The following is a 26,047-nucleotide window of genomic DNA, read 5'->3' on the forward strand; positions in this document are numbered from 1 at the left end:
CGAAGAAAATCGAGGCCCGCCGCAGAATCTCGTTATCCTCCTCAAGCCGGCGCACCTTGGCCTTGAGCTCCTTGATCTCAGCGAGCTCCTCGCTCGTAGCGCCCTGACGCTGACCCCCGTCGATCTGAGCCTGCACGACCCAGCGGCGCACCGATTCCTTCCCAACGCCCTCACGCCGCGCGACGGCCTCACACGCGGCAGTCACCGACGGGTACAGCGGCAAGGTATCCAGCACCTGCCGCACACAGCGCTCCCTGACGTTCGGGTCGATCTTCTTCGGCATGGTTTGCATCCTTCCAACTCAGAAAGATGCGGCATCAAACCTGGGGCGCTTCACCCCGTTCCCCGACCATTTTTCGGACCAGTTCGTCGGCAACTCTACCGTCGTGGCAACCCACCGCGAGGGATTCGTAGGGTGCTGCAGGATCTATCCAATTCTGTAACTGTCGAGACATATTCCTGAGATCAGGACAGCTCGTCGACGGAGGTAAACCGAAATTGGTGGCGATGCACCTTTTCAGTTGATCGCTGCGATGCAGGTCAACCCCCGTCAGCGGCATCGGTCGTCTGCAAACTGACAGTCCGGTTGTCCGACTTCTCGCCTGCGGTCCAGAACTTCCGACAGTGCCGCCCACCTAGCTCAATGCCCGATGCCTGCGCTCATTCGGCCGGCGTAACTGAGAGCACCGGACCGGGACGACTGAGGGTCGAGAACAATCCTACACGGGCCGACAACCACGGCCCCCGGGATAACCTGGGGCCGCTCGATCAATTTGTCACTGTGACGTTAACGCCCCTTCGGCGATGCGGCGCAGACGCACTGAGAGTTCTGAGGCCACAGCTCGAACCGCGCCGAGGTTCCCAGCCCGACTATTGTCATGGATCCGTGGGCACGATTACGTCACTGTGACGTATCGCCGTAATGGCGCGCGACGTAACCGATTTCGAGGTTACCGTCAGTTCCGACCAATGGCATTCGTGAATGACTCATCGTGGTCGACATTCAACTCGCCCAACGGGTGTCGCGGATCCGCTTACACGGGCGGGGACGAACTCGCCGACAGCCACTGACTGCAGCACATTTGGCGTGCATTTCCAGCCTGCCAGGTACTCGGCCACAGCATGTCGAAACCATCCGAGATGCCCCTGGTCCGATCGGTTACGTCGACTCACCTCGATGCTCCATTCCCGCAACCCTGCTCGACGGCGACGGCCAATGCTTCGCCGGCCCGATTGAGCCACGTAACCGGGTCGGCAATGGCCATCTGCACGCCGCCGGCGAGATCCGCCAGACATACAGCGTCACTGAACCCGCCCCGATTGTGCTGCTGCACCCGGTCGAGGGCTGTTTGGTCAGCCGAGCCGGCAACAAGCATGACCCGGCGACGGGTGGGAGCCGCTAGGCCGAGGATGTGGCCTACTGCTTTGCCTTGGAACGATTGATCATCGAATCGACCTTCGCCACAGACAATGATGTCGGCTCTGTCGATGGCATCCGGAAGACCCACGATATCCCCGAGGGCCGGCGCACCGGCTCGCAGCTCTGCCCCCCAGAGCTGCGCTAGTCCGTAGCCCGTGCCACCGGCTGCCCCCGTTCCGGGCTTGTCGGCTCCACCGCCGAGCAGTTGGACCCATCGGGACAGTCCGCGTTCCAGTTGCACCACCTCGTCCGGCGATGCTCCCTTTTGCGGACCGAATTGTCGCGCCGCTCCGTTGTTTCCCAGCAGCGGTGAGGCCACGTCGTACAGGCACGTCACACCTGCCGGCGGCGGGGCGACGATGCCGCCGGCCACTTGGCAGACCTCTGTCAGGGCCGCTCCGCCTCTCGGCACCGCCTCACCGCGGGCATTCAGGAAACGCGCACCGAGGGCTTCCAGCGCCCCAGCTCCACCGTCCGTGGCCGCTGATCCACCCAGTGGCACAAGGATTCGCCGCACACTCGGGTGATCCAGCGCGTGCCGGAGCAATTCACCCACCCCGTACGTCGAGGCCGTCAGCGCGGAGGCCGACCCTCGCTGCGGGAGGCCACACGCCGAGGCCACCTCCACCACCGCTGTCCCGGACGGTGTGAGCAGCCAGGAGCCCTCGACCATGGTGCCGTCCGGACCTTCGACCGGCGTCGAAAACCACTGCGAGCCAGGGTTCGCGGTTTCGATCACTGCGGCAGAACCTTCCCCGCCGTCAGCGGTCGGGAGGACCTCGAGGATGTCGCGTGGCCGGCGGCGCGACCAGCCGTTGGCTATCTCGACCCCCGCCGCCACCGAATCAATGCTTCCTTTGAAACTGTCAAGGGCGATCAACACCCTCATGGCAGCGGGGTTCACCGCGCCGGCACACGCTCGACGAGCCCGCGGCCGATGACCCGCAGCGCGAGCGTCTCGTCGGCCCCCTCGAACAGCGCCAGCACCCGCGCGTCGAGGAAGTATCGCGACACCGGGTACTCTTCGGCATAGCCGTAGCCGCCGTGCAGTTGCTGCGCCTCCCGAGTCACCCACTCGGCGGAGCGGCAGGCAACCGACTTGACCATCGAGGCCTCGAGCTGGCCACCGCCTGCCGCCAACAAGTCGGCTACGTCGTAGGCGTAGGCCTGGCAGGCCGCCGCGTGGCAGGCCATCATGCCCAACTTCCATTGCGTCAGTTGGTAATCGAAGAGAAGCTGGCCGAACACCGCCCGCTCGTGGCTGTAGCGGAATGCCGCACCCAGAGCTGCCTTCATCAGCCCGACGCCACGAGCCGCCGTCTGGGTCCGGCCGTTGGCGAAGGCGTTCATCTGCAGATAGAAGCCCCGCCCCAGTCCGTCGTCGCCGCCGATCAGGCAGTCCGCCGGCACCCGTAGGTCATCGAAACTGATCTCGAAACTGTGCATACCCCGGTAGCCGATGGTGGGGATTGCCTGCGCCTCGAGACGTCCGCCGTGTGGGCTGTCCCAGGTCCAGGCGTGACCGGTGAATGCGGGCTTCTCCACCACGAACAGCGACAAGCCTTTGTGCCGCTGTTCGGCAGTCCCCGTACGAGCCATCACGAGCAACAGTTCGGCGCGGCCGCTGAATGTCGACCAGGTCTTGACCCCCTTGATCACGTAGTGGTCACCGTCGCGGATGGCGCGCACCGTGAGATTTGCTGCGTCAGAACCGTATCCGGGCTCGGTGACCGCCACCGCAACCATCTTCTCGCCGGCTGCCACATCAGGCAGCCACCGTTTGGCCTGGGCGGGGTCTCCACCCTTCATCAACGCGGTGGCCAAAATCTCGGGGCGGGTCACAAACGGGCCCGCCAGTCCCATCGAGGCGCGGGTGATCTCCTCGGTGGCCACCAGCATGGCCAGCAGGTCGTCGTGGCTGTGCGCCGAGTCTCCCCCGGTAGCCGAACCGCCGTACTCCTCGGGGATGCCCATCCCGAAGAACCCCATGGCAGCCAGCTCGCCGATGATCGCATCGGGGATGTCCTGGTCGTGTCGGTGCAGCGCTTCCGCGAAGGGTTCGATCCGATCCCGGGCGAAATCGCGGAACACCGCGCGTGCGGTGTCCAGATCCTCCCCGATCGGCAGGTCACGATATCCCTGCGGTGGTAGCCCGGCGGCAATCGCGGTCAGCAGCCCGACGTCGCGGGCCTCCGCCAGCGCGCGGGCCGGGAACTCCACCCCGCCACCCCACAACGTGTGGCGCCCTGCAGACTTCGACAGCACCTCGCCGGCAACATATCCGGCGAAGCCCAGGGCCAACGCGTCACCGTTCGGCCCGGCGGTGCCGGCGGCGGCACGGCGGGCCAGCGATTCCCCGGCCCCCAGCAGGCACGCCACCAGTGCCACGTCGGCCAGGTCCACCTGGTGGGCGTCGAGCGCCTGCTGATCGACGCGGCCATCGGCGTTCCGGGTGCTGTCCGCCAGCGTGTCGACCGCGGTGCCGAGATGTCGCCTCGCGACCTCCAGCAGTACCTGAGCTGAGTCGATGCACTGAGACATAGGTCTGTCCTCCTCCTGTGATGGTTGATGCCGGCGTTCCTGGCTTGTGCCCCGCGTCACAGCGATGGTACCTTATTTCGAACCGGGTTCGTACATAGGAACAAATTGGAGGGGCGTACATGACCAAGAGCCGTGCCGCGGTTTTGCAGAAGTTCGAGACCGACGTCGAAGTCGCCATGTTCGATGTCCCAGAGCCCCAACCGATGTCGGCGATCGTCGACATCGCCTACGCGGGCATCTGCGGCACCGACCTCCATCTACAGCGAGGAAAGCTGCCGATTCCGGTTCCCGTGGTGCTCGGCCACGAAGCCACGGGCTATATCAACACCCTCGGCGAGGGACTCACCCATGACGTGCTCGGCCAACCGCTGGCCCCGGGCGACGCGGTGTCGTGGCTGAACAACATCTCCTGCGGGCGTTGCAAGTACTGCCTGGTCGAGATGCAGCCCACGCTGTGCGTGGGTTCGCGCCGCATCTACGGCATCAACCAGTCGGCAGATGTTTTCCCCCACCTTTCCGGCGGCTGGGCCGATCAGATCTATCTCCAGCCCGGCACCGTCCTGGTGAAGCTGCCGTCCGGGGTGGAGCCGCGCGATGTCATCCCGCTGGGCTGCGCGGGCCCGACCGCGGTGCACGGTGTTCTGGACGAGGTCACCATCGGGGTCGGCGACACAGTGGTGGTGCAGGGCAGCGGACCGGTCGGCGTCGCCGCGGCGATCTATGCCCGCCTCGTCGGCGCCAAGCGGATCATCATGCTCGGCGGGCCCGCCGCCCGGCTGGAACAGGCCGAAGCGCTGGGACTGGCCGACGACTACTTCGATGTCACCGACGGCAGTGATGCCGCCGAACGCGCCGAGGCCGTCCGCGCGCTGACCCCCGGCGGACTCGGTGCCGACGTGGTGCTCGAGTGTGCGGGTGTGCCCGCGGCGGTTGCCCAGGGCATCGACCTGTGCCGCCCGGGAGCCCAGTACAGCGTGATCGGCCAGTACACCGACAACGGCGCCACGCCGATCAATCCGCACTACATCACGCGAAAGCAGCTGCGGGTACATGGTTCCTGGGGGTTCTCGGCCCGGCACTACATCCGTTACGTGCAGCTGCTGCCTGCGGTCCAGGAACGGTTCGACGTCCGCAGCATCGCCACGGAGTACGCCCTGTCCGACGTCAACCGGGCTATGGCCGATGTCCGGGCCGGCTCCGTCATGAAGGCCGTCATCAACCCGGGACTGGACCGATGAGCAGCGCCCTGTTGTATCCCGAGGTGGACCCGCCCGACCCCGCGGTGCTCGCCTTATTCGACGGCCTGCCCACCGGCTGCGTCTCCGACGCGCGCGGACGCAGCGGGTGCGCCGTGGGATTGGTGCCGCTCTCTGGTGTCGATGACGCGACTCATGTCGTGGGTCCGGCCCACACCGTGCGATCCGAGCCCGGCGACAACGTCGTGGTGCACCGGGCCACCGATCTGGTCCGCCCCGGTGACATTCTGGTCGTCGACGCAGGCGGCGCGCTGGACCGCGCCATCGCAGGCGGACTGCTGCTGCGTTACGCCGCGACCAAGGGCGCGAAGGCGGTGGTGATCGACGGCGTGATCCGCGATCTGCCCGAGCTGCGCGACATCGACTTGCCGGTGTACGCCAGAGGGGTTTGCCCGCACGGCCCGTGGAAGGACGGTTCGGGTGAGATTCGTGGCCGGATCACGGTGGGCGGCAGTGTGATTCATCAGGGCGATCTGATCGTCGCCGACCGCGACGGCGTGGTGGTGGTGCCGGTCGCCGACGCCGACCACATTGTGGCCGAGGCCCGCGCCATCGCCGCTCGCGAGGAGTCCTTCACCCGCGACATCGACAACGGCCACTGGGTACGCCCCTGGGCCGACAAGCTTCACCTCGTTCCCGCCACTGACGCCGAAAGGATCGACGCATGACCACATCCATCGCCGAGCGGATCAAGACGCCGGCCAACTTCATCGACAACCGACCATCACCGGCCACCATCACCCACGAGTGCCGCAATCCCGCCGACCCTGACGACCTGGTAGGCCTGGTACCGGAAGCCACTGCCGCAGAGATTGATTCGGCCCTCAACGCCGCTGTGGCGGCCACGGGGCAGTGGCAGGCTACGCCCGCGCCCGTGCGGGGCGACCTGATCCGTGAGTGGATGGCCCTCATCGCCTCGCACGCCGAGGAGTTGGCGTCGTTGATGACCCGCGAGATGGGCAAGCCGCTGGCCGAGTCGCGCGGCGAGCTGGGCCGTGCCCGCATGGAGGCCGAGTTCGCCGCCGCCGAAGGCACCCGGCTGTCCGGCGCCACCATTCCCAGTCGCACCCCCGGTCAGCTGATCTACACCGAGCTCGAACCGCTGGGTGTGGTGGCCGCGATCACGCCGTGGAACTTCCCCGCCGTGGCGCCGTTGCGCAAACTCGCCCCTGCCCTGGTCACCGGTAACACCGTGGTACTCAAGCCGGCTCTGGAGACGTCACTGACGGCACTGGCCCTGGCCGATCTGGCGCGTGAGGCCGGCATCCCCGCGGGCGTGCTCAATGTCGTGTGCGGTAACGGCGCCACGGTGGGCGACGCGCTGGTCAACGACCGCCGCGTCGACGCCGTGTCGTTCACCGGATCCACCGCCGTCGGCCGGTCCGTGAACCTGGCCGTGGCCGCCCGCCTCGGGCAGGTGCAGCTCGAACTCGGCGGCAAGAACGCCGCATTCGTCGAATCCGCCGACGACCTCGACGCCGTGATCGGCCACATCACCTCTGCCGCGGTGCAGGCGGCCGGTCAGCGGTGCACGTCCATCAGCCGGGTCATCGTCGCCGACGCCATCGCCGACCGGTTCGTCGAGGCCGTCAGCACAGTGTGGGACGGCCTGGTGGTCGGCGATCCCACCGACCCCGCCACCCAGGTGGGCCCGCTGGTGAGCCGCAACCAGTACGAGCGGGTCAGCGGCTACGTCGATCTGGGACTGTCCGACGGTGCGGTGCGCACCTCGGCGGTCCGCCCCGTCCCCGACGGCCTCTACTATGCGCCGACGGTCCTGGACCAGGTGACTCCGCAGATGCGGGTGGCCCGCGAGGAGATCTTCGGTCCTGTGCTGACCGTGACCAGAGTCAGCGACGTCGACGAGGCCATTCACGTGGTCAACGACACTGATTTCGGTTTGGCCGCAGTCGTTTTCACGCGCGACATGTCGGTGGCGATGCGCTTCGCGCGTGAGGCCCGTGCCGGAATGGTGCACGTAAACCACGGGACGATCTCGCAACCGCACGTGCCGTTCGGAGGGGTGAAACAATCGGGGGTGGGCGCATTCTCGATCGGCTACACCAGTGCGGCCGCGTTCACCCAGACCAAGACCGTCTACCTCGCCCCGGGCCTGTGACGACGCGACCGGGCGGTCCTCCCAACAAAGGACAAGCCATGTCCCACACGGACACCACCTACGCGCCCGAACCACCGTCGAAGTTCCTGCCGCCGATGCCCTACAAGGACATCCCGGAGGCGCCCAAGCTGAAAAAGGTCATCGGACCGTCGATCATCATGACGGCGCTGGCCGTCAGTTCCGGCGAATACATCCTGTGGCCGTACATCACCTCCAAGGTCGGTCTGGTGATGCTGTGGGCAGCCATCGTGGGTGTCACCGTCCAGTACTTCCTCAACATGGAAATCGAGCGGTGGACGCTGGCCACCGGCGAGACGGCAATCGCCGGATTCGTCCGATTGTGGAAACCGTGGGGCGCCATCATGGCGGTCTGCGCGTTCATCTGTATCGTCTGGCCGGGCTGGGCCACCAGTGGTGCGGCCACCCTGGGTTTCGCCCTCGGTTATGAAGGCCGGACCGCCTCCTGGGTGGCGGTGATAGCGCTCATAGCCATGGCCATCACGTTGACCCTCTCCCCTGTCGTCTACAACACGGTGGAAAAGATCGAGACCTTCAAGGTGGTCGCGGTTGTCGCTTTTCTCATCGTCGCACTCACCACAGCCATCGGACCGCAGGCCTGGGGTGACCTGCACACTGCGGTCAGCGGTATCGGCACCGGCCTCGGCGCCATCCCGGAGGGTCTCAGCCCGGCCGTGGTGCTCGGCGCCATCGCCTTCGCCGGTGCGGGTGCGTTGTCGAATCTGGCGCAGAGCAACTGGATTCGAGACAAGGGCTTCGGCATGGGAGCCCACATCCCGCGTGTGGTCTCGCCGGTCACCGGTGAGGACGTGGCCGCGGCGGCCACCGGCAGCATGGTCCGCCAAGACGAGGAAAACCTGCGCCGCTTCCGTAGCTGGTGGCGAGTAGCCAACGTCGAACAGCTGATCTCGTTCTGGCTGTTGACAATCCTGTCCATCTTCGTTCTGTCGATGGTCGCCTACCAGACGGTGTTCAACCGCGAGGTCCCCGGGTCGGGCGATCTGGTCTTCATCCAGGGCATGGGTGAGGCGCTCAAGGAAACCGTCGGCGGCTGGTTCGGCACCCTGTTCTGGGTGGTTGGGGGCGGCGGGCTGCTGCTGACGGCCCTGGCCAACGTTGACTACCCCTGCCGCATCGTCGCCGACGTGCTGAAAACCGTGTACCTGAAAGACAACCCGCGCTGGTCAGAAAGCAAGATCTACGCGCTGTCGGTGTGGATCCTGGTGACCTGCGGATGCACGATCATCCTGGCGGGCTTCAACCAGCCGCTGGTGCTGTTGGTGGTCTCGGCCGCACTGAGCGGTGTGGTCATGTTCGTCTACACCATCCTGGTCATGGTGCTGAACCGGCGCGCGCTGCCGGTACCCATTCGGCTCGGCGGATTCCGGCTCGGCGTGATGATCTTCGCGGCTTGTTTCTACGGATATTTCTCCCTGCGCCTGGTCACGTACTACGGCGGCCAACTGTTCGGACTCTAGGAGGAACCGACATGATCAAACACCTGCTCGCCAACTTCACCGTCTTCGCCGTCATTTTCGCCGGCCTGCTGGGCATCGCCGGACTGGTCGATCTGCTGTGACGGCACCGCACGTCTTCGTCTCACGCCATCTGGGGGACCCCGCGATGGCCCGCCTGGCCGAAGGCCGGTTGCCGGTGCTGATCGGACCAGGCCCCCAGGCCACCCGGCCGCAGGTACTCGACGCGGTGTCGGGCGCCGCAGCCGCGGTGACACTGCTGACCGACTCGGTGGATTCGGAGTTCTTCGACTCCGCCGGGCCGCAGCTTCAAGTGGTGGCCAACCTGGCCGTCGGTTTTGACAACGTGGATCTGGCCGAGGCGGCCGCGCGCTCGGTGATCGTGACCAACACCCCCGACGTGCTCACCGAGTCCACCGCGGACCTGACGATGGGACTGCTGCTGGCCGTCGAACGCAGGATCGTCGAAGCAGATGCGTTTCTGCGTAGCGGACAGCCGTGGCGCTGGGAACCGCGGTGGATGCTGGGCCGTGATCTCGCTGGCCTGCAACTCGGCGTCGTGGGTTACGGCCGCATCGGGCAGGCGGTCGCCCGCAGGGCAACGGCGTTCGGTATGAACGTCGTTGCCCTGGAGGGCAAGTCAGCGGCTGCCGCGGGTGTCGCGACGATGGAACTGGATCAGCTGCTGGCTACATCGGATGTGGTCAGTCTGCACTGCCCGCTGACGCCCCAGACGCATCACCTGATCGGCAGCAGCGAACTGCGCGCCATGAAACGGAGTGCGGTGCTGATCAACACCTCTCGGGGTCCGTTGGTCGACGAGGCCGCGCTGGTCACAGCGCTGTCGGAGGGGCGCATCGCCGGCGCTGGGCTGGACGTGTACGAGTACGAGCCGGCCGTGACCGACGGACTGACCGCACTGCCCAACACGGTGCTGACGCCGCACCTCGGCAGTGCCGGTGTGCAGACACGCGACGCCATGGCGTTGCTGGCAGCGGACAACGTGCTGGCCGTGCTGGCCGGTGAGGCGCCGTTGACCCAGGTGACGGCGACATGAGCCGCGCGCCGGGTGACCATCGCGTCGGTCGCGGCGCGACGTTAGTCTCGATCCAGCTCACAGTATTGACGAGAGGCGGAATCGGTGGTCGGTCAGGACGGCACAGTCCGCTCGGTGGATCGGGTCATCTCGTTGTTCGAGCTCCTGGGCGAACGCAAGACCCCGCTGCGCCTGATGGAGATCGCACAGGCCCTCGACATCCCCAAGAGCACCGCACACGGCCTGCTCCAGACGCTGGTGGCCAGAGGGTTGGTGGTCAAAGACGAGACCACTCAGCGCTACCGGATGGGCATGCGTCTGTTTGCCCTGGCTGCAACGGCTTTGGAGGTGGGCGAACTCCGCGAACTGGCCCGTCCCATCATGGAGGAGCTGTCCCGACAGACGCAATCGACCTGCAACCTGGCGGTGCTCGACGGACACGACGTGATGTACCTCGAGAAGGTCGAGGACCCGAGCAGCCCGGTGAGGGTGATCACGCACGTCGGAACCAGGCTGCCCGCGCATGCGACATCACTGGGGAAGGCACTGGTGGCCGGGCTTCCGGCGGCGTATCGCAGCCAGTGGCTGGCCGAGCACGATTTCGTGGCCGTCACGACCGACACCATCACCGATGCTGCGGCTTTCGAAGCTGCCATGGACGAGGCCAACCGCACCGGGTGGGCCACCGATCGCCACGAGTTCCATCCGGCGATCTGGGGTGTCGCGGCCCCGATCCTCAACGCCAAGGGCGAACCGGTCGCTGCACTGAGTCTGACCAATCTCGATCCCAACGCCGACCTGGCCGAACTCGGCGCCCAGGTTCGCACTGCGGCACAAGGAATTTCGGCAGCGCTCCATCCGACCGGCTAGTTCGACGGGACGCTGCCTCCGCACATATTCGATGGAAGAGGCAATGACGTCCCCAGAACCAACGCAACCCCTGTCCGGGCTTGTCGTCCTGGATCTCAGCCACCTGGCCGCGGGACCGTGGTGCACGATGGTGCTCGCCGATCTGGGCGCCGACGTCATCAAGGTGGAACGACCACCGAAGGGCGACATGTCCCGCGATGCCGGGGCGGTGTACGCCGGTGAGCGCAGCGCGGTGTTCTTGGCGCTCAACCGCAACAAGCGCAGCATCGCGCTCGACCTGAAATCCGACGAGGGACGGGCGGCACTGCACCGGCTGGCCGCCCGCGCCGACGTCGTGGTCGAGAACCTGCGCCCGGGCAAGGCCGATGAACTCGGTGCCGGATACGACACCCTCTCGGCGATCAACCCGCGACTGGTGTACGCCTCCATCTCCGCGTTCGGCGAGTCCGGTCCCGGCTTGGAGCTGCCCGGCAACGACCCGATCATCCAGGCGATGTCGGGCGCCATGGCCATCACGGGCGCCGAGAACGGGCCGCCCGCACGCCAGGGAGTCAGTGTCCCGGACTTCGGGGCCGGCATGATGGCCGGTTACGCCATCATGGCGGCCCTGCACGGCCGGGAACGCACCGGCCGGGGCTGCCGGGTCTCGCTGAACCTGCTCGATGTCGAGGTCTTCGCGCTGGGGCCCCGCGCTCAGGAGTACCTGATCAACGGCGAGGAACAACCCCGCCTGGGCAGCGCGCACCCGCAGTTCGCGCCGTACCAGGCCTTCGAGTGCGCCGACGGCAAGTGGTTCTACCTCTCGGTCATCAACGACAAGTTCTGGCGCCTGCTGTGCACCGCACTGGAGCGCGACGATCTGGCCGAGGACAGCCGGTTCGTCACCAATCGTGACCGGGTGGCCAACCGCCCGGAGTTGATCGCCGTCCTCAATCCCCTGTTCGCCGCCGCCGACCGCGACCTGTGGCTCGAGCGGCTACAGCGCGCCGGAGTGCCTGTGGGGCCGGTGAACTCACTGGGCGAGGCACTCACCGACCCCCAGGTGGTGCACAACCAACTGATCAGCACACTTGCGGCCGGCCCCGACGGGCCCGCGGTGCCGACCGTGGGTCTGCCGATGCGATTCGACGGAGAACGGCCGGACGTCCGACGCACCGCGCCCGCACTCGGTCAACACAACGAAGAAATCCTGACCTGGCTGGAGGAGTCGTAGAGATGACCACCCTGGTAACCCCGCAAACCGCCGCCGAACTCGCACTGGCCGCCGCGCGCCGAGGTGCCGAGCCGGTGCTCGACATGTTGCGCGAGCCGGGTGCGGTCCCCCGGTTCACCTACGACACCGGAGGCTATCTGCGCCAGTCGGAGTATCTGCCCGACACCTGGCGGGAGTTCCAGTGGACCGGTTTCCTGGCCGGCCGGTTGTGGTTGCTCGCCGACCATTTCGGCGATGACGAGATACGTTCGGCGGCCTCGACGCTCGCGAACATCGTGGGGCGGACGCTGTCGGAGCGGCCGCCGCGCTTCTCCGCAGCAGGCAGCGACCTGTTCTACGCGGTGTGTCTGGGCGCCCGCCTGACCGGGGACTCGCAGCTGGCCGAACTGGGGCTGCGGGCGGTGCGCCAGTACGCACGCAACTTCGACGAGCATCTCGGGGTTTTCCTGCAGGTTGCCGGCGTCAATCGTGCGGTCATCGACACCGGACTGAACCTGTTGCCGTTCTACTGGGCCTACCCGCAGGATCCTGAGGTCACCGAGTACGCGCTGCGACACACCCGGCGACTACTCGACTGCGGCATCATCCGCGAGGACGGATCAACCTACCAGGCAATAGAATTCGATCTCGAGACGGCGACCGTGCGCAAGCGGTTCAACATGCAGGCGCTCAACGACACCACAACCTGGGCACGCGGTCAGTCCTGGGCCATGCACGGTCATGTCAATGCCTACGAGGCCACCGGCGATCAGCGGTTCCTGGACGTCGCCAGGGCGGCTTCGCGGTGGTACGTCGACCACCTACCCGCAGGACACGTGCCGTTCTATGACTTCGGCGACCCCGCCGCCCCGGACATCCCACAGGACTCCTGCAGCGCCTCCATCGCAGCCAACGCCTTGTTGCGGCTGGCCGATCTGGATGCCGAGTCTGCGACGTGGGCACGGCAGGCCGGCCAAGACATCGCCGAGGCGCTGTTCACTCGCCATATGACCACGGGTGGGGTGGTGCTGCACAGCAGCTGGGGCCGACTGCCCGAGGACAAGGCCGGCGCCGGCTTCTCCCGCTTCCCGCAGGAGGACGTCATGCCCTACGGGAACTACTGGACGGTGGAAGCAGCGTGGCGGCTGTGCCACCCCGATTGGACCCCGTTGTCACTGGCCCCACTGTCGTCATGACGGCGCCACTGGCTGGTCTGCGGATCCTGGACTTCACCCACTTCGTCGCCGGGCCGTGGTGCACCATGCTGATGGCTGATCTGGGCGCCGACGTCATCAAGGTGGAACCGACGGGACGCGGCGAGATCAGCCGCTCCATGGGCAATGTGTATTCCGAGGAAGACAGTGCCATCTTTCTCGGGTTCAACCGGGGCAAGCGCAGCGTCGAACTCGATCTCAAAACCCCGCGAGGCCGAGAGGTCGTCGCCCGGCTGGTGACGAACTGCGATGTCGTGATACACAACTTCCGGCCGGATGCTGCGACGCGGCTCGGCCTCGACGCCGAGACCGTGACGCGGCACAATCCAGCGTTAATCCATTGTGCGGTAAGCGCATTCGGGGAGTCGGGGCCGCTGTCCACTGCGCCGGGAAACGATCCGCTGATCCAGGGCATCAGCGGGGCGATGCTGGCCACCGATCCGGATCGCCCCGTCAGGCTCGGAGTCAGCCTGCCTGACTTCGCCGGCGGCATACTCGCCGGGATCGCGGTGCTCGCCGCCGTCCGGCGGCGCAGGCTTACCGGATCCGGAAGCGTGATCACGCTCAATCTCCTCGATGCGCAACTGTATGCACAGACCGACCTGATCGCCGGGGCGGATCACCACGCCGGCGGCCAGGTACTCCAGTGTCCGGACGGTGCGGTGTGGGTGGACGAGCCGTGCGCGCACAGCGGCCCATACCTGCCTGCAGATGGCGTCGAGTCGGTGCTGGCCGTCGCCGCCGCCCGCGGTGTCGCCGCCGTGCGCGTCGCCGGACTGGGCGACGTCCTGCCCGGCCCGACGGGACGACTACTCACCCTGACCAAGAACCGGTCCCGCTCCACCACCCTGGTACGCACCCCATTGCAGTTCGACCCCGCGGTGACCGAACCGGACCGGCATCCGCCGATGTTAGGTGAACACACCCGGGAGGTGTTGTCCGAGTTCGGGTTCAGCGAGTCGGAGATCGCCAGCTTGGGTTAAGGGGTCTTGGCCACACCGGACGTGTGCAGACCGACGCGCTTGCCCGACAATTCGTCGACCAACGACTCCAGCACCGGACCGGCGACGGCGCCCAACTGGCGGTTCGCGACCTCGCCAAGCCGAATCAACCTCGGACCCACTGCATTATCGAAGAGACCGTCACATAGAGCACAGCGCGTCACTTCTCCAGCTGAGACACCATTGATATGTTCGGCGTCAGGCCGCGCTCAACTCGGGAGCGCGAGCAGCCAAACCCTGCTTGCGCGCATCGCGTTCAGATTCGACCCCAACCGCGCTGACGAGTTCCAGGGTCCGCTCGACCGACGTGGGCATCGAGTCGTCCGGTACGCCGTGGCGACGCCGGTATGCCGCACCGCCGAGGGTGAGCACGGCCGCAACGGTGATACCAGTGACAACCAGTCCGGTGCGAGTCCCTAGTGTTTCGAGGATCAGCCCAAGTACGGGCGGGCCGGCCAGCCCCCAGCCGGTACTGGCCGTTCGCCAAGCCCCCAGCACTCGACCGCGAAGGTGCCGCGGCGGGACGGTCTGAAGCATGGTGGCTGCGATCGTCGCCGCCGCGGCTTCAGCCGCCGCCATGGGGATCACCACGGCGATCAGGATCAGGACCAGAGGCGAGAGCCCACCGAGCACCTGAAGAAGGGCCGCGGCAGTGAACAGCAATACGACCGTCCGCAACTGCGGCGCCTGTGCCCGGCCAGTCATGATCGAGCCCACGATCCCCCCGATCGCCAGCGCGGAGGCCACGACGCCGTACATGGTGCCGGTGGCACCGAGCGGTCCCGTCACAAGGTCAGCCATGCTCAACGAGTAGTTGCGGCCCAACAGGCTGGTGAACGCCCCGATTGCCGCGAGAGCGAGCAGCACGCGGTTCTTCGCGAGGTACGACAACCCATCTCGGCGACCTCCATGCTCGGGAACTTCCTCGTCGTCGCCACCAGGCTCGTGGACCAGTTTGAGGAACGGAATGGTGAGCGCGACGAGGAGGAACGACAGCCCGTTGGCCGCGTAGGCGACCGACACCCCCATCGAGGCGACGAGCGCACCCGCGGCCGTGCCGGCCAGTCGGCCGACGTTGCCGACGACCGATCCGATGGCGATCGCCGACGGCACGTCGCGTCGCGGCACGAGGTCGTTGCCGAGCAGGGTGCAGGCGGGACCATCGACGGTCGCCCCGAGGCCGGTCATCAGGCCGAGCGCCATCAACAGCGGAACATTCAACATGTCGGTCGCGGCGAGCGCAGCGGTGATGAAGGCGATCACCGCCATCACAACCTGGCCCAACCCGCCGGTCAGGCGCCGTGGCCAGCGATCAACCAGCGCGCCGCCGGAAACACCGAGCAGCAGACCCGGCAGGGCCTGAATCGACAAGGAGAGGCCGGTCACCGCGACGGACCCTGTGAGCTGCAGGATCAGGAGGTTCTGCGCGACCATCTGCATCCAGGCGCCGGCGTTGCTGACAGTGTTGGCGATCACCCACAGCCGCATGCTGGAACTGCGCAAGGCGCGCCACGGGCTTGCTGGTGGGCTATCGGAAAGGGGTGTTGTCGGGACCGAGGGGCGTCGTTTGAAGACGCGCAGAAGCATCAAGAAACTCACTGGTCAAGTAGTCGATTACACAGAAGCGCGACCAGGACGGGCTTGGCAATACGCTTGCCCAGCACCCTTCCCAGTCACACGGTTAGCTTGTGTAAAACAGCGCTTCGCCGGCAGATTCCCATGTCTCCTGCGGCGGCGCACGGCCTTCAAGCACCAGATGGCCAGCCGCACCCGGCCGCGTGCTCGGATACGGCCGCCTCGCCGCGCGCGACGAGCTGTATTGGCTGTTCGCCTACGCCTCTTTCGCCCCGATCAGAGCTTCAGAGATCACGCCGGTCGCCTTCTTCAGGGCGGGAACAGCGCGGGCGATCAGATCTTTGCCCATACGTCCCAAGGGACCGGAGATGCCGATTGCCATCGGAGTCGGAGCACCCGGCACTGCCATCGCGACAGAACGAACACCGATCTCGAACTCCTCATCATCAATCGCAAAGCCGTCGGCGCGCACGCGCTCGACGTTCGCAAACACCGCAGAAAGGGTCGACGCACTGTTCTTCGTAGGTGCCGGAAGTCCGGACTGCGTCACCAGTTTCAGAATGCGCGCGTCCTCCAATTCGGCCAGCACGGCCTTGCCCACACCGGATGTGTGCAGACCGACGCGCTTGCCGACCTCATTGTTCGTCCGCGCCATCTGCCTAGACCGGACCTGCCCGGTGTAGATCACCATGTCACCGTCGAGCACCGCGAGACTCGCCGTCTCCGACAATTCGTCGACCAACGACTCCAACACCGGACCGGCGACGGCGCCCAACTGGCGGTTCGCGACTTCGCCAAGCCGAATCAACCGCGGGCCCAACGCGTAGCGACGATTGGGCAGTTGACGCACGTAGCCAAGGCCGACCAGTGTGCGCAGCAGACGGTGGATCGTCGGCGGCGGCAACGGGGATTCCGCGGACAACTCCGTCAGTGAGCACTCCCCTCCCGCACGTCCGATCAACTCCATCAGTTCGAATGCGCGCCCGACCGACTGCACACCGCCTGATTTCTCCGCCATACATTTACTCCCGGCCGCCGAATGTGCATTCCATTCAACATGGCCAGAATTCATTCCACAATATGGAACTTTCATGGGGCTGGATAACCCTGCGTGTACTTATCGCAGCATGCGAACTAAACTCCACAATGTGGAATTTCATCTCCACCCCCGGATAGGGGGCCACACGTGACGCGATGCCTCGACGATGCGGTGCTGACCGATATCGACCGTCGCCTCGCGGCGACCGACGCCGAACTGATGGCTCGATACCCCGGCGATGACGGCCGCCGGCAGCCGGTGCACACCGTCTACATCCCGGGCAACCGGTACTCGGCGACGATGCCGGCGGAGTGGGGATCCGCCGCTCTCGCCGCCGCACGCGACGCGGGCGGCCTCGACGCCGTGGCCGCGCTCGTCGGTGCGAGCGACGGATGCGACTGCGCGCCAGAGACTCTCGCATCCCTGGTCGAGAACAAGCTGAGCACCGAGCCGATCGAAGACCTCCGCATCGACTTCGAGGACGGGTACGGCACCTTCGACGATGCGACCGAGGATGCCGATGTCGCGCGAGCGGTCGCCGCACTGCGCAGCGCGCTCGACGCCGGCACTTCGACGCCGTTCGTCGGTACGCGCTTCAAGTGCATGGAAGCAGGCACCCGCGCACGCGGACTGCGCACGCTCGACATGTTCGTCAGCGGGCTCGTCGACTCCGGTGGCCTCCCCGACGGTCTCACCCTCACCCTTCCCAAGGTGACCTCCGTCGACCAGGTCGAGGCCATGGTCGCGGTCGCCGAAGCCCTCGAAGCCGCCAACCGGATACCACAAGGCCGGATCCGCTTCGAGGTGCAGGTCGAGACACCGCAGGCGATCCTGAGCGCCGACGGCCGCGCACCGGTTGCCCAGTTCATCCATGCCGGCCAGGGCCGCGTCAGCTCGCTGCACTACGGGACCTACGACTACTCGGCGTCCCTCGGTATCGCGGCCGCCTACCAGTCGATGGAGCATCCGGCGGCCGATCACGCCAAGAACGTCATGCAACTCGCCGTCGCGGGCACCGGTGTGCACATGTCCGACGGCTCGACCAACATCCTGCCGGTCGGTGACCCCGACAACGTCGCCACGGCGTGGAAATTGCACGCCCGACTGGTCCGCCGCCACCTGGAGCGCGGCATCTACCAGGGCTGGGACATGCACCCCGCCCAGCTCGTCACCCGGTACCTGGCGACCTACGCCTTCTACCGTGGCGCCTTCGCACCCGCAGCCACGCGCCTGCGCAACTACGTCCACCAGCTCGACTCCACCGTGATGGACGAGCCGGCCACCGCGCGCGCGCTCGCCAACGTGATCCATCGTGGCGGCGTGTGCGGCGCCCTGACCGTCGACGAGATCGAGACGGCCACCGATCTTCCCCTGACCACCGTGCGCGACATCGCGCTCGGCCGCCCAACCAGGAGCAACCAGTGACGAAAGCCCCGTACTACACGCCCCGCGGCGGCCTGCCTCCGCAGACCGACCTACTCACCGACCGCGCCATCGTTACCGAGGCCTACACGGTGATCCCGCGCGGCGTCCTCTCCGACATCGTCACCTCGGTGTTCCCCGAGTGGAGCGATACGCGCGCATGGATCCTCAACCGACCGGTCGCCGGGGGTGCGACGACGTACTTCCAGGCGATCGTCGAGGTCAAGCCGGGCGGCGGAGCGCAGCGGCCCGAGCCGCAACCCGAGGTGCAGAGTTTCCTGTTCGTCACTTCCGGGGCACTCAGCGTGGACGCAGCGGGCCAGTCGCAGACCCTCACCGAGGGCGGCTTCGCCTACCTTCCGGCGGGTACCGACTGGTCGGCCCACAACAACGGCGACGCCGACGCGACGTTCGTGTGGATCCGCAAGCGCTACGAGGCCATCGAGGGCCACACCGCATCGGTGAAATTCGGCAACGAGCAGGACATTGCACCGTCAGCGATGCCGGGGACCGACGGCAAATGGCGCACGACGCGCATGCTCGACCCCCAGGACCTCGCGTACGACATGCACGTCAACATCGTCACGTTCGAGCCCGGCGCCACCATTCCGTTCGCCGAAACCCACGTGATGGAACACGGCCTGCTGATGCTCGAAGGCAAAGCCGTCTATCACCTCAACGGCGACTGGGTCGAAGTTCAGGAAGGTGACTTCCTGGCGCTGCGCGCGTTCTGCCCGCAGGCGTGCTACGCGGGCGGACCGTCGAACTTCCGCTACCTGCTCTACAAGGACGTCAACCGCCAGATCATGCTCTGAGGCGATTCGGTTGGCCTACACGCGGAATGGCCAGCCGGTGACCTTCTTTACCCGGGGCGCCGCATAGGTGCGCACCTTCGATGTGGTCAGACCCATCCGAACCAGACCTTCGGCGATGGTGACGGCCGAGCGGACTCCGTCGACGATCGGGACGCCGGTCGCGGCCTTCACCTTCGCCTCAAGTTCGGCCATGCCGCCGCAGCCGAGACAGATCACCTCGGCGCGATCGTACTCGACCGCCTCTCGCGCCTGGCCCACGATCGCCTCGACCGCCCGATCGGGATCTGATTCGAGTTCGAGCACACCGAGTCCGGACGCCCGTACCGACGCGCACCGCACGTCGAGTCCTGCGAGCTTGAGGCGGTCTTCGATCAGCGGGACCGTGCGGTCGAGCGTGGTGACCACCGAGTACTTGTGCCCCAGGTACATCGCCGTGGACGCAGCCGCTTCGGTGATGTCGACCACCGGCACGTCGAGCAGTTCCTGCAGACCTTCGCGCCCGTGTTCGCCGTAGCCGGCCTGGATCACGGCGTCGAACGGTTCGGCGTACGAGGTGACGGCGTCCATCACGGCGATGGCCGCGAGGTAGCTCTCGAAGTTCCCCTCACACGAGTCCGCGCCGAATCGCGGTGTGATCCCGACGATCTCGGTACCCGGTGACGCGACGCCGCGCGCCGACTCGGCGATCGCCCGGGTCATCGAGGCCGTGGTGTTGACATTGGCGACGAGGACTCTCATGGCGCTCCCCTAGTGCGTGCTGGGTACGGCGATGGGCTCACCGGAGACATCGGTGAACGGTCCACGACGGTCGGCGACCGCCAGGTACACGATCGCACCGAGTCCGGCACCGATGAACCAGGAGAACTCGGAGACGATCGCGAACGCCGGGACGAACGCCAGCAGCAACGCCACCACAGCGGTGATGACGAGGGCGATGACGGCACGCACGCTGACTCCCTTCGTGTAGTGGTACTCGCCGTCGGCATCGGTCGTGAACAAGGCCAGAACATTGATCTTGGAGCGACGCACCAGCCAGTAGTCGGCCATGATGATGCCGAAGAGCGGACCGAGAATCGCACCGAGACCGCCGAGGAAGTAGTTGATCACCGCGGGGGTGTTGTAGAGGTTCCACGGCAGGATCACCAGACCGATGACGGCCGAGATGAACGCTGCGCGACGGAAATTGAGGTGTTTCGGGAACAGGTTGTTCAGCGCGTAGATCGGCGCGACGAAGTTCGCCATCAGGTTCACGGCGATGGTCAGGATCAGCAACGCCAGCGCCGCGAGTACCAGCAGCAGGGTGTTCGGCACCTCCTGCACGATGTCGGCGGGCGCCTCGATGATGCGTCCGTCGATACGGAACTGCGCACCGGCCATGGTGATCACGATGCCGCCGAACACCAGCATGTTGAGCGGAATGCCCCAGAAGTTCCCCGTCACGATGGCCCGCTTCGATGTCGCATTACGCGTGAAGTCGCAAAAGTTCAGGACGAACGTGCCGTAGATCGCGACCCACAGGCTGGCGCCGCCGATGATCTTGAGCCACATGTCGAGGCCGGTCAACGAGTCGGGCGTGCTCCACGCGATGCTCCAGTCGGCGTTGTTGAGCATCCAGATCGCGAGCGCGATCATCGTGACGAGGATGACCGGGCCCGCGAACGCCTCGTACCTGCGGATCATCTCCATGCCGTAGCTGACGATAATCACCTGGATCACCCACAGCACGACGAACGAGATCCATCCGAGTGTCGACAATCCCAGGAAGCTGTTCGCGTCCAGGGTCTCGGCCGACGGTGCGAGCGCGATGATCATGATCCGCAGGACCACCGACGCGAGGTAGGTCTGGATGCCGAACCAGGCGATCGCGACCGCTCCGCGAATGAGCGCCGGGATCTGCGCGCCGCGGACGCCGAACGCGATGCGGCTCATCACGGGGAACGGGACACCGGTCTTCTCCCCCATGAACCCGGACAGGTTGAGCAACAGGAAGAGGAAGACTCCGCCGAGTCCCAGGGCGAGCAGGATCTGCCAGCCGCCGAGGCCAAGGGCGAACAGGCCGATCGCGAACGAATAGTTGCCGAGGCTGTGAACGTCGTTGGCCCACAGCGTGAAGATGTTGTAGGCGCCCCACCGTCGGCCTTCGCGCTGGGTGGGTGCGAGATCCGGGTTGTACAGATCCGGACTCACGCCGGCGAACGCGGTCGGATCGTTACGGCTGGAGTCGCCGATCAGTCCGGTGGACTCTGTGCTCATGGACACGCCTGTCACGGTCGGAGCGCCGACGCTCCGCGTCGCCGCTAGAATTCCACCTTGCGGAAATAATATTCCACAAGTTTGCTTAGTAACGCGCATCCGAACACCGGCTGTCAACCCTCGGCGCGATTGACTGCGTTCAGCACCACCTCTAGAGTCACCAAAAAGTGGAGCTCCAGTTCCACGATGAGGAATTCTCGCAGCAACGGAGACCATCCATGACCGCCGACACCCGCGAGCAGTCGAACCACTCCGATCTCGACCTGGTGGTCCGCGGCAAACGCACGCTGACGACGGCGGGAATCGTCGCCCGCGAGATCGGTATTCGCGAAGGTCGCATCGTCGCGATTGAGCCCTTGGGCAGCGGCCTCGCCGCCACGAAGATCGTCGAACTCACCGACGAGCAGGTCATGATCCCCGGCCTGGTCGATACGCACGTGCACGTCAATGAGCCGGGCCGCACCGAATGGGAGGGGTTCGACTCCGCCACCCGCGCCGCGGCGGCGGGCGGCGTGACCACGTTGATCGACATGCCGCTCAACTCGATTCCCCCGACGGTGAACGTCGAAGCGCTCAATGCCAAGCGCGCGGCGGCCTCGGGCAAGCTACACATCGACGTCGGTTTCTGGGGCGGCGCGATCCCCGGCAACACCGGGGATTTGCGCGGCCTGCACGACGACGGCGTCTTCGGCTTCAAGTGCTTCCTGCTGCACTCCGGGGTCGACGAATTCCCGCATCTCGACGCCGACGAGATGGAGAAGGACATGCGGGTGCTGGCCGAGTTCGACTCCATGATGATCGTGCACGCCGAGGACTCCCGCGCCATCGATCATGCCCCCACTGCCGAGGGTGACCGATACAGCCGCTTCCTGGCGTCCCGGCCGCGCGGCGCCGAGAACGTGGCGATCGCCGAGGTGATCGAGCGCGCGCGGTGGACCGGTGCCCGCGCGCACATCCTGCATCTGTCGTCGTCGGACGCTCTGCCGATGCTCGCAACCGCCAAGCGCGACGGCGTCAGGATCACGGTCGAGACGTGCCCGCACTATTTGACGCTGCTCGCCGAGGAGATCCCCAACGGCGCGACCGCGTTCAAGTGCTGCCCACCGATCCGTGAGGCGTCGAATCGGGAACTGCTGTGGCAGGGCCTGCTCGACGGCACAATCGACTGCATCGTCTCCGACCATTCACCGTCGACGATCGATCTGAAGGACGTCGAGAACGGCGACTTCGGCGTTGCGTGGGGTGGTGTCGCCTCGCTGCAGCTGGGGCTGTCGTTGATCTGGACCGAGGCCAAGCGCCGTGGCGTGGCACTTACCCGGGTGATCGACTGGATGGCGGCCAAGCCCGCCGAGCTCGCCGGGTTGAACAACAAGGGCAAGATCGCGCTGGGTTACGACGCCGATTTCGCGATTTTCGAGCCCGAGTCTGCGCACGTGGTCGACGTACACAAACTGCATCACAAGAACCCGATCAGCCCGTATGACGGGCGTGCACTCGCCGGCGTCGTGACGGGAACGTGGTTGCGCGGCAAGCGAATCGACTTGAAGACCCCGCAGGGCCGGATGCTGCGGCGCGGCGGCGTGTAGCGTGTGAAATTCGCCGATCAGCGGTGAAGTCCGTACCCTTCCCCCGTGAGCGCCATCGACCCCGACAAGCTGAGAACCTGCCTGCAGGTGCTCTCCGACATTGAGGCGTTGCCGCCCGAACACCCCGACGCCGTCGCCGTGCGCAGGGCAACGGCGAGCATCTTCAAGTCGGTCCGTAAGGCCCGCCGGCACGCCAAACGCGACGCCATCACTGCGGCCGACCGCGCCGTCATCGCCGCCACCGCCACCGGCGCACCGGGCCGCATCGACGACGAGACGGCCGGGCTGCCCTTGGTGTCCACTGCCGATGGAGCCACCGCCGGCACCCTGCAGCGGTCCCGGGCCTGCTACGTCTGCAAGACCCACCACACCGTGGTCGACGCGTTCTACCACCAGCTCTGCCCGACCTGCGCGGCACTCAACAGGGCCAAGCGCGACGCCCGCACCGACCTGACCGGCCGGCGAGCCCTGCTCACCGGCGGCCGAGCCAAGATCGGTATGTACATCGCGTTGCGGCTGCTGCGCGACGGCGCGCACACGACCATCACGACGCGCTTTCCGCACGACGCCGTGCGGCGCTTCGCCGCGATGCCCGACAGCGCCGACTGGCTGCACCGGCTGCGCATCGTGGGCATCGACCTGCGCGATCCCGCGCAGGTGGTGGCGCTGGCCGACACCGTCGCCGCGGAGGGTCCGCTGGACATCCTGATCAACAACGCCGCCCAGACCGTGCGCCGGTCTCCGGGTTCGTACGCAGCCCTCGTCGAGGCCGAGCGCACCGCGCCGACCGAACTCGAACTCGTCGACGTCATCTCGTTCGACCGAGTCAGCGACGCCCACCCCGCGGCTCTCGCCGGGAGCCTGGCTGAGCAGGACGCCCCGCACGCGGTCACCGAGCTCGCGCTCAAGGCACGCAGCGCCTCGCCGGAACGGATCGCGGCGGGCACGGCCATCGACGCGGGCGGGTTGCTGCCCGACACCGCGCCGGTCAACAGCTGGACCCAACGGGTGCATGAGGTCGATGCGATGGAACTTCTCGAAGTCCAGCTGTGCAACCAGACGGCTCCGTTCATCTTGGTCAGCCGACTGCGGCCGGCGATGGCCGCCTCGTCGGCGCGCCGCAAGTACGTCGTCAACGTCTCGGCGATGGAAGGTCAGTTCAGCCGGGCCTACAAGGGGCCCGGACACCCGCACACGAACATGGCCAAGGCCGCGCTGAACATGCTCACGCGGACCAGCGCCGGCGAAATGCTGGAGCAGGACGGCATTTTGATGACCGCGGTGGACACCGGTTGGATCACCGACGAGCGCCCGCATCCGACAAAGCTGCGCCTGGCCGACGAAGGCTTTCACGCCCCACTGGATCTGGTCGACGGAGCCGCGCGTGTGTATGACCCGATCGTGCGCGGGGAGGCCGGCGAGGACCTCTACGGCTGTTTCCTGAAGGACTATTCGCCGGGCAACTGGTAGTGGGTTCCGCCCGCACCGCCGCGGTGATCTGGGTGCTCGGCGCGACCGTCTATCTGGTGTGCGAGGCCGTCGCGGCGGCGGGCTTTCCCGGCTACAGCTACCTCGCCGACTACATCAGCGATCTGGGTGTCAGCGACGTGATGAACGTCGGCGCGTTCGTGGTGCACGGAATCCTGTTCGGGCTCGCAGCGGTGGTGTCGGCCCGCGGTTGCGCGGCGATGGCGGCGAGGGTGTTCGTGGTTGCCGCCGTGGCGAATACGGTGGGCAACGTCCTGGTGGGCACGTTTCACAGCGGGGCGCCCGACGCGCGCTGGCACGTCGTGGGAGCGGGGTTGGCCATCGTGGGCGGCAACGTCGCGGTAATCGCGGCGGGGTTCGCCGGCCGCGCGCTGCGGGCGCCTTCCTGGGCGATCCGGACGAGCTTCGCGCTCGGAACCTTCGGCCTGGTGTGCCTGACCACCCTGATCATCGACGGCGCCACCGGTTCTCGCGTGTTACCGGCCGGCCTCGTGGAGCGGGGATCGGTGTATCCGATCATCGCCTGGGAAGTGCTCGCCGGCGTCACGCTCCTGCGTCGGCGGTAGACGGTGGCGCCTCCGGCGGTGCAGGCCCACCACGACACGCATGCAGATACGCCGGGTAGTCCCAGGTCCGCAGGAACTCCTCGGCAGCGCGCACTCCGCGTTGAATGAGCGCGTCGCGTTCCTCGGCGCTGATGCCGAAATCGAGGGGGCCGACGTTCTCGGTGGGTACGAAGATCGTCCGCTGGACCGTGCACCTGTCGTCGATGTAGGCGGCGTCCTGATCGCTGATCAACGTCTCCAAGGCCGCGAACGCCAACGACAGCGGACCGTAGATCTCGTGGGTCGGCGCGCGCCCGGCCGGCGCCGAGAGTCGGATCCCGAACGTCGGCCAGCGCGGCTGGTCGTCGGAGCTGTCGAACAATTGGACCGGGAAGTTCGACAACAGACCACCGTCGACCCACGTGGCCCCGCCGACCTCGACCGGCTGAAACGCGAACGGCACCGCCGAGGACGCACGCACCGCCCGCGCGACTGGGAAGTCGTCAGGATCCAGGCCGTGGTTGGGCAGATCCCAGGGAATGCGGACCAACCGACGTCGTGACAGATCGCTGGCCGTGACCACCAACGACCACGCATTGCGCTCCGACTCTTCGCCGGTACGCAGATCACCGAACGTGCGAACGCCCAACCCTCCGAGTAGCTCGGTCAGCAGGTTCTCCAGATAGTCGCCCCGGTACAGCCCGTTGTTGGCGGCCAGCGACAACGCCGGGCCCACCACCGGTATCCGCGTGAGCAGAGTCGGGTCGGCGAACTTGGAGTAGTCGATCTCCTGCGCGAGCGCGTCGAGACGCGACAACGGCTCCCCTGCGGCTTGAAGTCCCGCGATCAACGAGGCCACTACCGAACCCGCGCTCGAACCGGCGACCCTGGGGAACTCGTATTCTGCGGCGGCGAGTACATGCACGGCTCCGACCAGGCCGATGCCGCGGACACCCCCGCCTTCACACACCAGATCTGCGCGGTTCATGTGCGCCTCCTTCCGCACCTGATCCCAGGCTAGGCCGCATCAGCGGCGACCGTGTCATCTCTGATCGCCTGCGGTCGGTACTTGTGGGGACCGCCGAGCTCCGGTGATGCGCAACTGGTTGCCGCCCAGCCGGATCCGGCCGTCCGACCTACAGCCCCGCTTCGAGACCCTCACCTACGGCGAGACCTGGGCGC

General features: G+C 66.6%; 22 protein-coding genes and 1 pseudogene. 14 read left to right on the plus strand and 9 right to left on the minus strand.

The features are described 5' to 3' along the window. The 3 genes from ACXMYJ_RS21855 to ACXMYJ_RS21865 form a co-directional block, all read right to left on the minus strand. Positions 1 to 283: transposase (locus ACXMYJ_RS21855; RefSeq protein ID WP_460358857.1), on the minus strand; the 283-nt coding region annotated here is incomplete at its 3' end. A gap of 886 nt (positions 284 to 1,169) precedes the next feature. Then, entirely contained in the window at positions 1,170 to 2,300 is a 1,131-nt protein-coding gene (locus tag ACXMYJ_RS21860; protein ID WP_460358858.1) for a glycerate kinase family protein, read from the minus strand. A 20-nt stretch (positions 2,301 to 2,320) separates the two neighbouring features. Next, complete coding sequence (locus ACXMYJ_RS21865; protein WP_460358859.1) at positions 2,321 to 3,961, minus strand: acyl-CoA dehydrogenase family protein; 1,641 nt, start codon at positions 3,959 to 3,961, stop codon at positions 2,321 to 2,323. Between the two features lie 119 nt (positions 3,962 to 4,080). On the opposite strand from ACXMYJ_RS21865, the gene ACXMYJ_RS21870 reads away from it, so the two are divergent. The 9 genes from ACXMYJ_RS21870 to ACXMYJ_RS21910 all read left to right on the plus strand — a co-directional run bounded on the left by ACXMYJ_RS21870 (position 4,081) and on the right by ACXMYJ_RS21910 (position 14,124). Next, entirely contained in the window at positions 4,081 to 5,199 is a 1,119-nt protein-coding gene (locus ACXMYJ_RS21870; RefSeq protein WP_460358860.1) for a zinc-binding dehydrogenase, read from the plus strand. Next, a complete protein-coding gene (locus tag ACXMYJ_RS21875; protein ID WP_460358861.1) occupies positions 5,196 to 5,885 on the plus strand; it encodes an RraA family protein in 690 nt (229 codons plus the stop codon). Before ACXMYJ_RS21870 ends, ACXMYJ_RS21875 begins: the two co-directional genes overlap by 4 nt. After that, complete coding sequence (locus tag ACXMYJ_RS21880; protein ID WP_460358862.1) at positions 5,882 to 7,336, plus strand: aldehyde dehydrogenase family protein; 1,455 nt, start codon at positions 5,882 to 5,884, stop codon at positions 7,334 to 7,336. Before ACXMYJ_RS21875 ends, ACXMYJ_RS21880 begins: the two co-directional genes overlap by 4 nt. 38 nt (positions 7,337 to 7,374) lie before the next feature. Further along, positions 7,375 to 8,832: an Nramp family divalent metal transporter gene (locus tag ACXMYJ_RS21885; protein WP_443189048.1), complete on the plus strand. Its 1,458-nt coding sequence runs from the start codon at positions 7,375 to 7,377 to the stop codon at positions 8,830 to 8,832. Between the two features lie 97 nt (positions 8,833 to 8,929). Continuing rightward, positions 8,930 to 9,886: a 2-hydroxyacid dehydrogenase gene (locus tag ACXMYJ_RS21890; RefSeq protein ID WP_460358863.1), complete on the plus strand. Its 957-nt coding sequence runs from the start codon at positions 8,930 to 8,932 to the stop codon at positions 9,884 to 9,886. Positions 9,887 to 10,000: 114 nt separating this feature from the next. Beyond that, positions 10,001 to 10,735, plus strand: coding sequence for an IclR family transcriptional regulator (locus ACXMYJ_RS21895; protein ID WP_260753103.1), 735 nt, complete (start codon positions 10,001 to 10,003; stop codon positions 10,733 to 10,735). A 43-nt stretch (positions 10,736 to 10,778) separates the two neighbouring features. After that, a complete protein-coding gene (locus ACXMYJ_RS21900; protein ID WP_260753104.1) occupies positions 10,779 to 11,948 on the plus strand; it encodes a CaiB/BaiF CoA transferase family protein in 1,170 nt (389 codons plus the stop codon). A gap of 2 nt (positions 11,949 to 11,950) precedes the next feature. Beyond that, positions 11,951 to 13,123 (plus strand): hypothetical protein, encoded by a 1,173-nt coding sequence (locus ACXMYJ_RS21905; protein ID WP_460358864.1) that lies wholly within the window; start codon positions 11,951 to 11,953, stop codon positions 13,121 to 13,123. Beyond that, entirely contained in the window at positions 13,120 to 14,124 is a 1,005-nt protein-coding gene (locus ACXMYJ_RS21910) for a CaiB/BaiF CoA transferase family protein (protein WP_460358865.1), read from the plus strand. The genes ACXMYJ_RS21905 and ACXMYJ_RS21910 overlap by 4 nt, the downstream gene beginning before the upstream one ends. A gap of 5 nt (positions 14,125 to 14,129) precedes the next feature. On the opposite strand, the pseudogene ACXMYJ_RS21915 reads toward ACXMYJ_RS21910, so the two are convergent. The 3 genes and pseudogenes from ACXMYJ_RS21915 to ACXMYJ_RS21925 all read right to left on the minus strand — a co-directional run. Continuing rightward, positions 14,130 to 14,267: pseudogene (locus ACXMYJ_RS21915) on the minus strand (IclR family transcriptional regulator); the annotation flags it as partial. A gap of 73 nt (positions 14,268 to 14,340) precedes the next feature. Next, a complete protein-coding gene (locus ACXMYJ_RS21920; RefSeq protein WP_460358866.1) occupies positions 14,341 to 15,729 on the minus strand; it encodes an MFS transporter in 1,389 nt (462 codons plus the stop codon). 244 nt (positions 15,730 to 15,973) lie between these two features. Beyond that, positions 15,974 to 16,735 (minus strand): IclR family transcriptional regulator, encoded by a 762-nt coding sequence (locus ACXMYJ_RS21925; RefSeq protein WP_460358867.1) that lies wholly within the window; start codon positions 16,733 to 16,735, stop codon positions 15,974 to 15,976. 168 nt (positions 16,736 to 16,903) lie between these two features. Here ACXMYJ_RS21925 and ACXMYJ_RS21930 point away from each other — a divergent pair, with 168 nt between their 5' ends. Both ACXMYJ_RS21930 and ACXMYJ_RS21935 read left to right on the plus strand, forming a co-directional pair. Beyond that, positions 16,904 to 18,181 (plus strand): DUF6986 family protein, encoded by a 1,278-nt coding sequence (locus ACXMYJ_RS21930; RefSeq protein WP_460358868.1) that lies wholly within the window; start codon positions 16,904 to 16,906, stop codon positions 18,179 to 18,181. Continuing rightward, positions 18,178 to 18,993: a bifunctional allantoicase/(S)-ureidoglycine aminohydrolase gene (locus ACXMYJ_RS21935; protein ID WP_443189040.1), complete on the plus strand. Its 816-nt coding sequence runs from the start codon at positions 18,178 to 18,180 to the stop codon at positions 18,991 to 18,993. The genes ACXMYJ_RS21930 and ACXMYJ_RS21935 overlap by 4 nt, the downstream gene beginning before the upstream one ends. 15 nt (positions 18,994 to 19,008) lie before the next feature. Here ACXMYJ_RS21935 and ACXMYJ_RS21940 read toward each other — a convergent pair whose 3' ends face one another. Together ACXMYJ_RS21940 and ACXMYJ_RS21945 are read right to left on the minus strand one after the other, a co-directional pair. Then, positions 19,009 to 19,731, minus strand: coding sequence for an aspartate/glutamate racemase family protein (locus tag ACXMYJ_RS21940; protein ID WP_460358869.1), 723 nt, complete (start codon positions 19,729 to 19,731; stop codon positions 19,009 to 19,011). 9 nt (positions 19,732 to 19,740) lie between these two features. Next, positions 19,741 to 21,246 (minus strand): NCS1 family nucleobase:cation symporter-1, encoded by a 1,506-nt coding sequence (locus ACXMYJ_RS21945; protein ID WP_460358870.1) that lies wholly within the window; start codon positions 21,244 to 21,246, stop codon positions 19,741 to 19,743. A gap of 218 nt (positions 21,247 to 21,464) precedes the next feature. Here ACXMYJ_RS21945 and allB point away from each other — a divergent pair, with 218 nt between their 5' ends. Genes allB through ACXMYJ_RS21960 form a run of 3 tightly spaced genes read left to right on the plus strand, consistent with a single transcriptional unit; the run spans position 21,465 to position 24,886 of the window. Next, positions 21,465 to 22,832 (plus strand): allantoinase AllB, encoded by a 1,368-nt coding sequence (gene allB / locus ACXMYJ_RS21950; RefSeq protein ID WP_460358871.1) that lies wholly within the window; start codon positions 21,465 to 21,467, stop codon positions 22,830 to 22,832. A gap of 45 nt (positions 22,833 to 22,877) precedes the next feature. Then, positions 22,878 to 24,302: an SDR family NAD(P)-dependent oxidoreductase gene (locus tag ACXMYJ_RS21955; protein WP_443189038.1), complete on the plus strand. Its 1,425-nt coding sequence runs from the start codon at positions 22,878 to 22,880 to the stop codon at positions 24,300 to 24,302. Continuing rightward, entirely contained in the window at positions 24,302 to 24,886 is a 585-nt protein-coding gene (locus ACXMYJ_RS21960; protein WP_443189037.1) for a DUF998 domain-containing protein, read from the plus strand. The genes ACXMYJ_RS21955 and ACXMYJ_RS21960 overlap by 1 nt, the downstream gene beginning before the upstream one ends. Here the strand turns inward: ACXMYJ_RS21960 and ACXMYJ_RS21965 are convergent. After that, entirely contained in the window at positions 24,864 to 25,853 is a 990-nt protein-coding gene (locus ACXMYJ_RS21965; RefSeq protein WP_443189036.1) for a patatin-like phospholipase family protein, read from the minus strand. The genes ACXMYJ_RS21960 and ACXMYJ_RS21965 overlap by 23 nt on opposite strands. Positions 25,854 to 26,047 lie beyond the last annotated feature (194 nt).

The sequence above is a fragment of the Mycobacterium sp. ZZG genome (assembly GCF_054786995.1).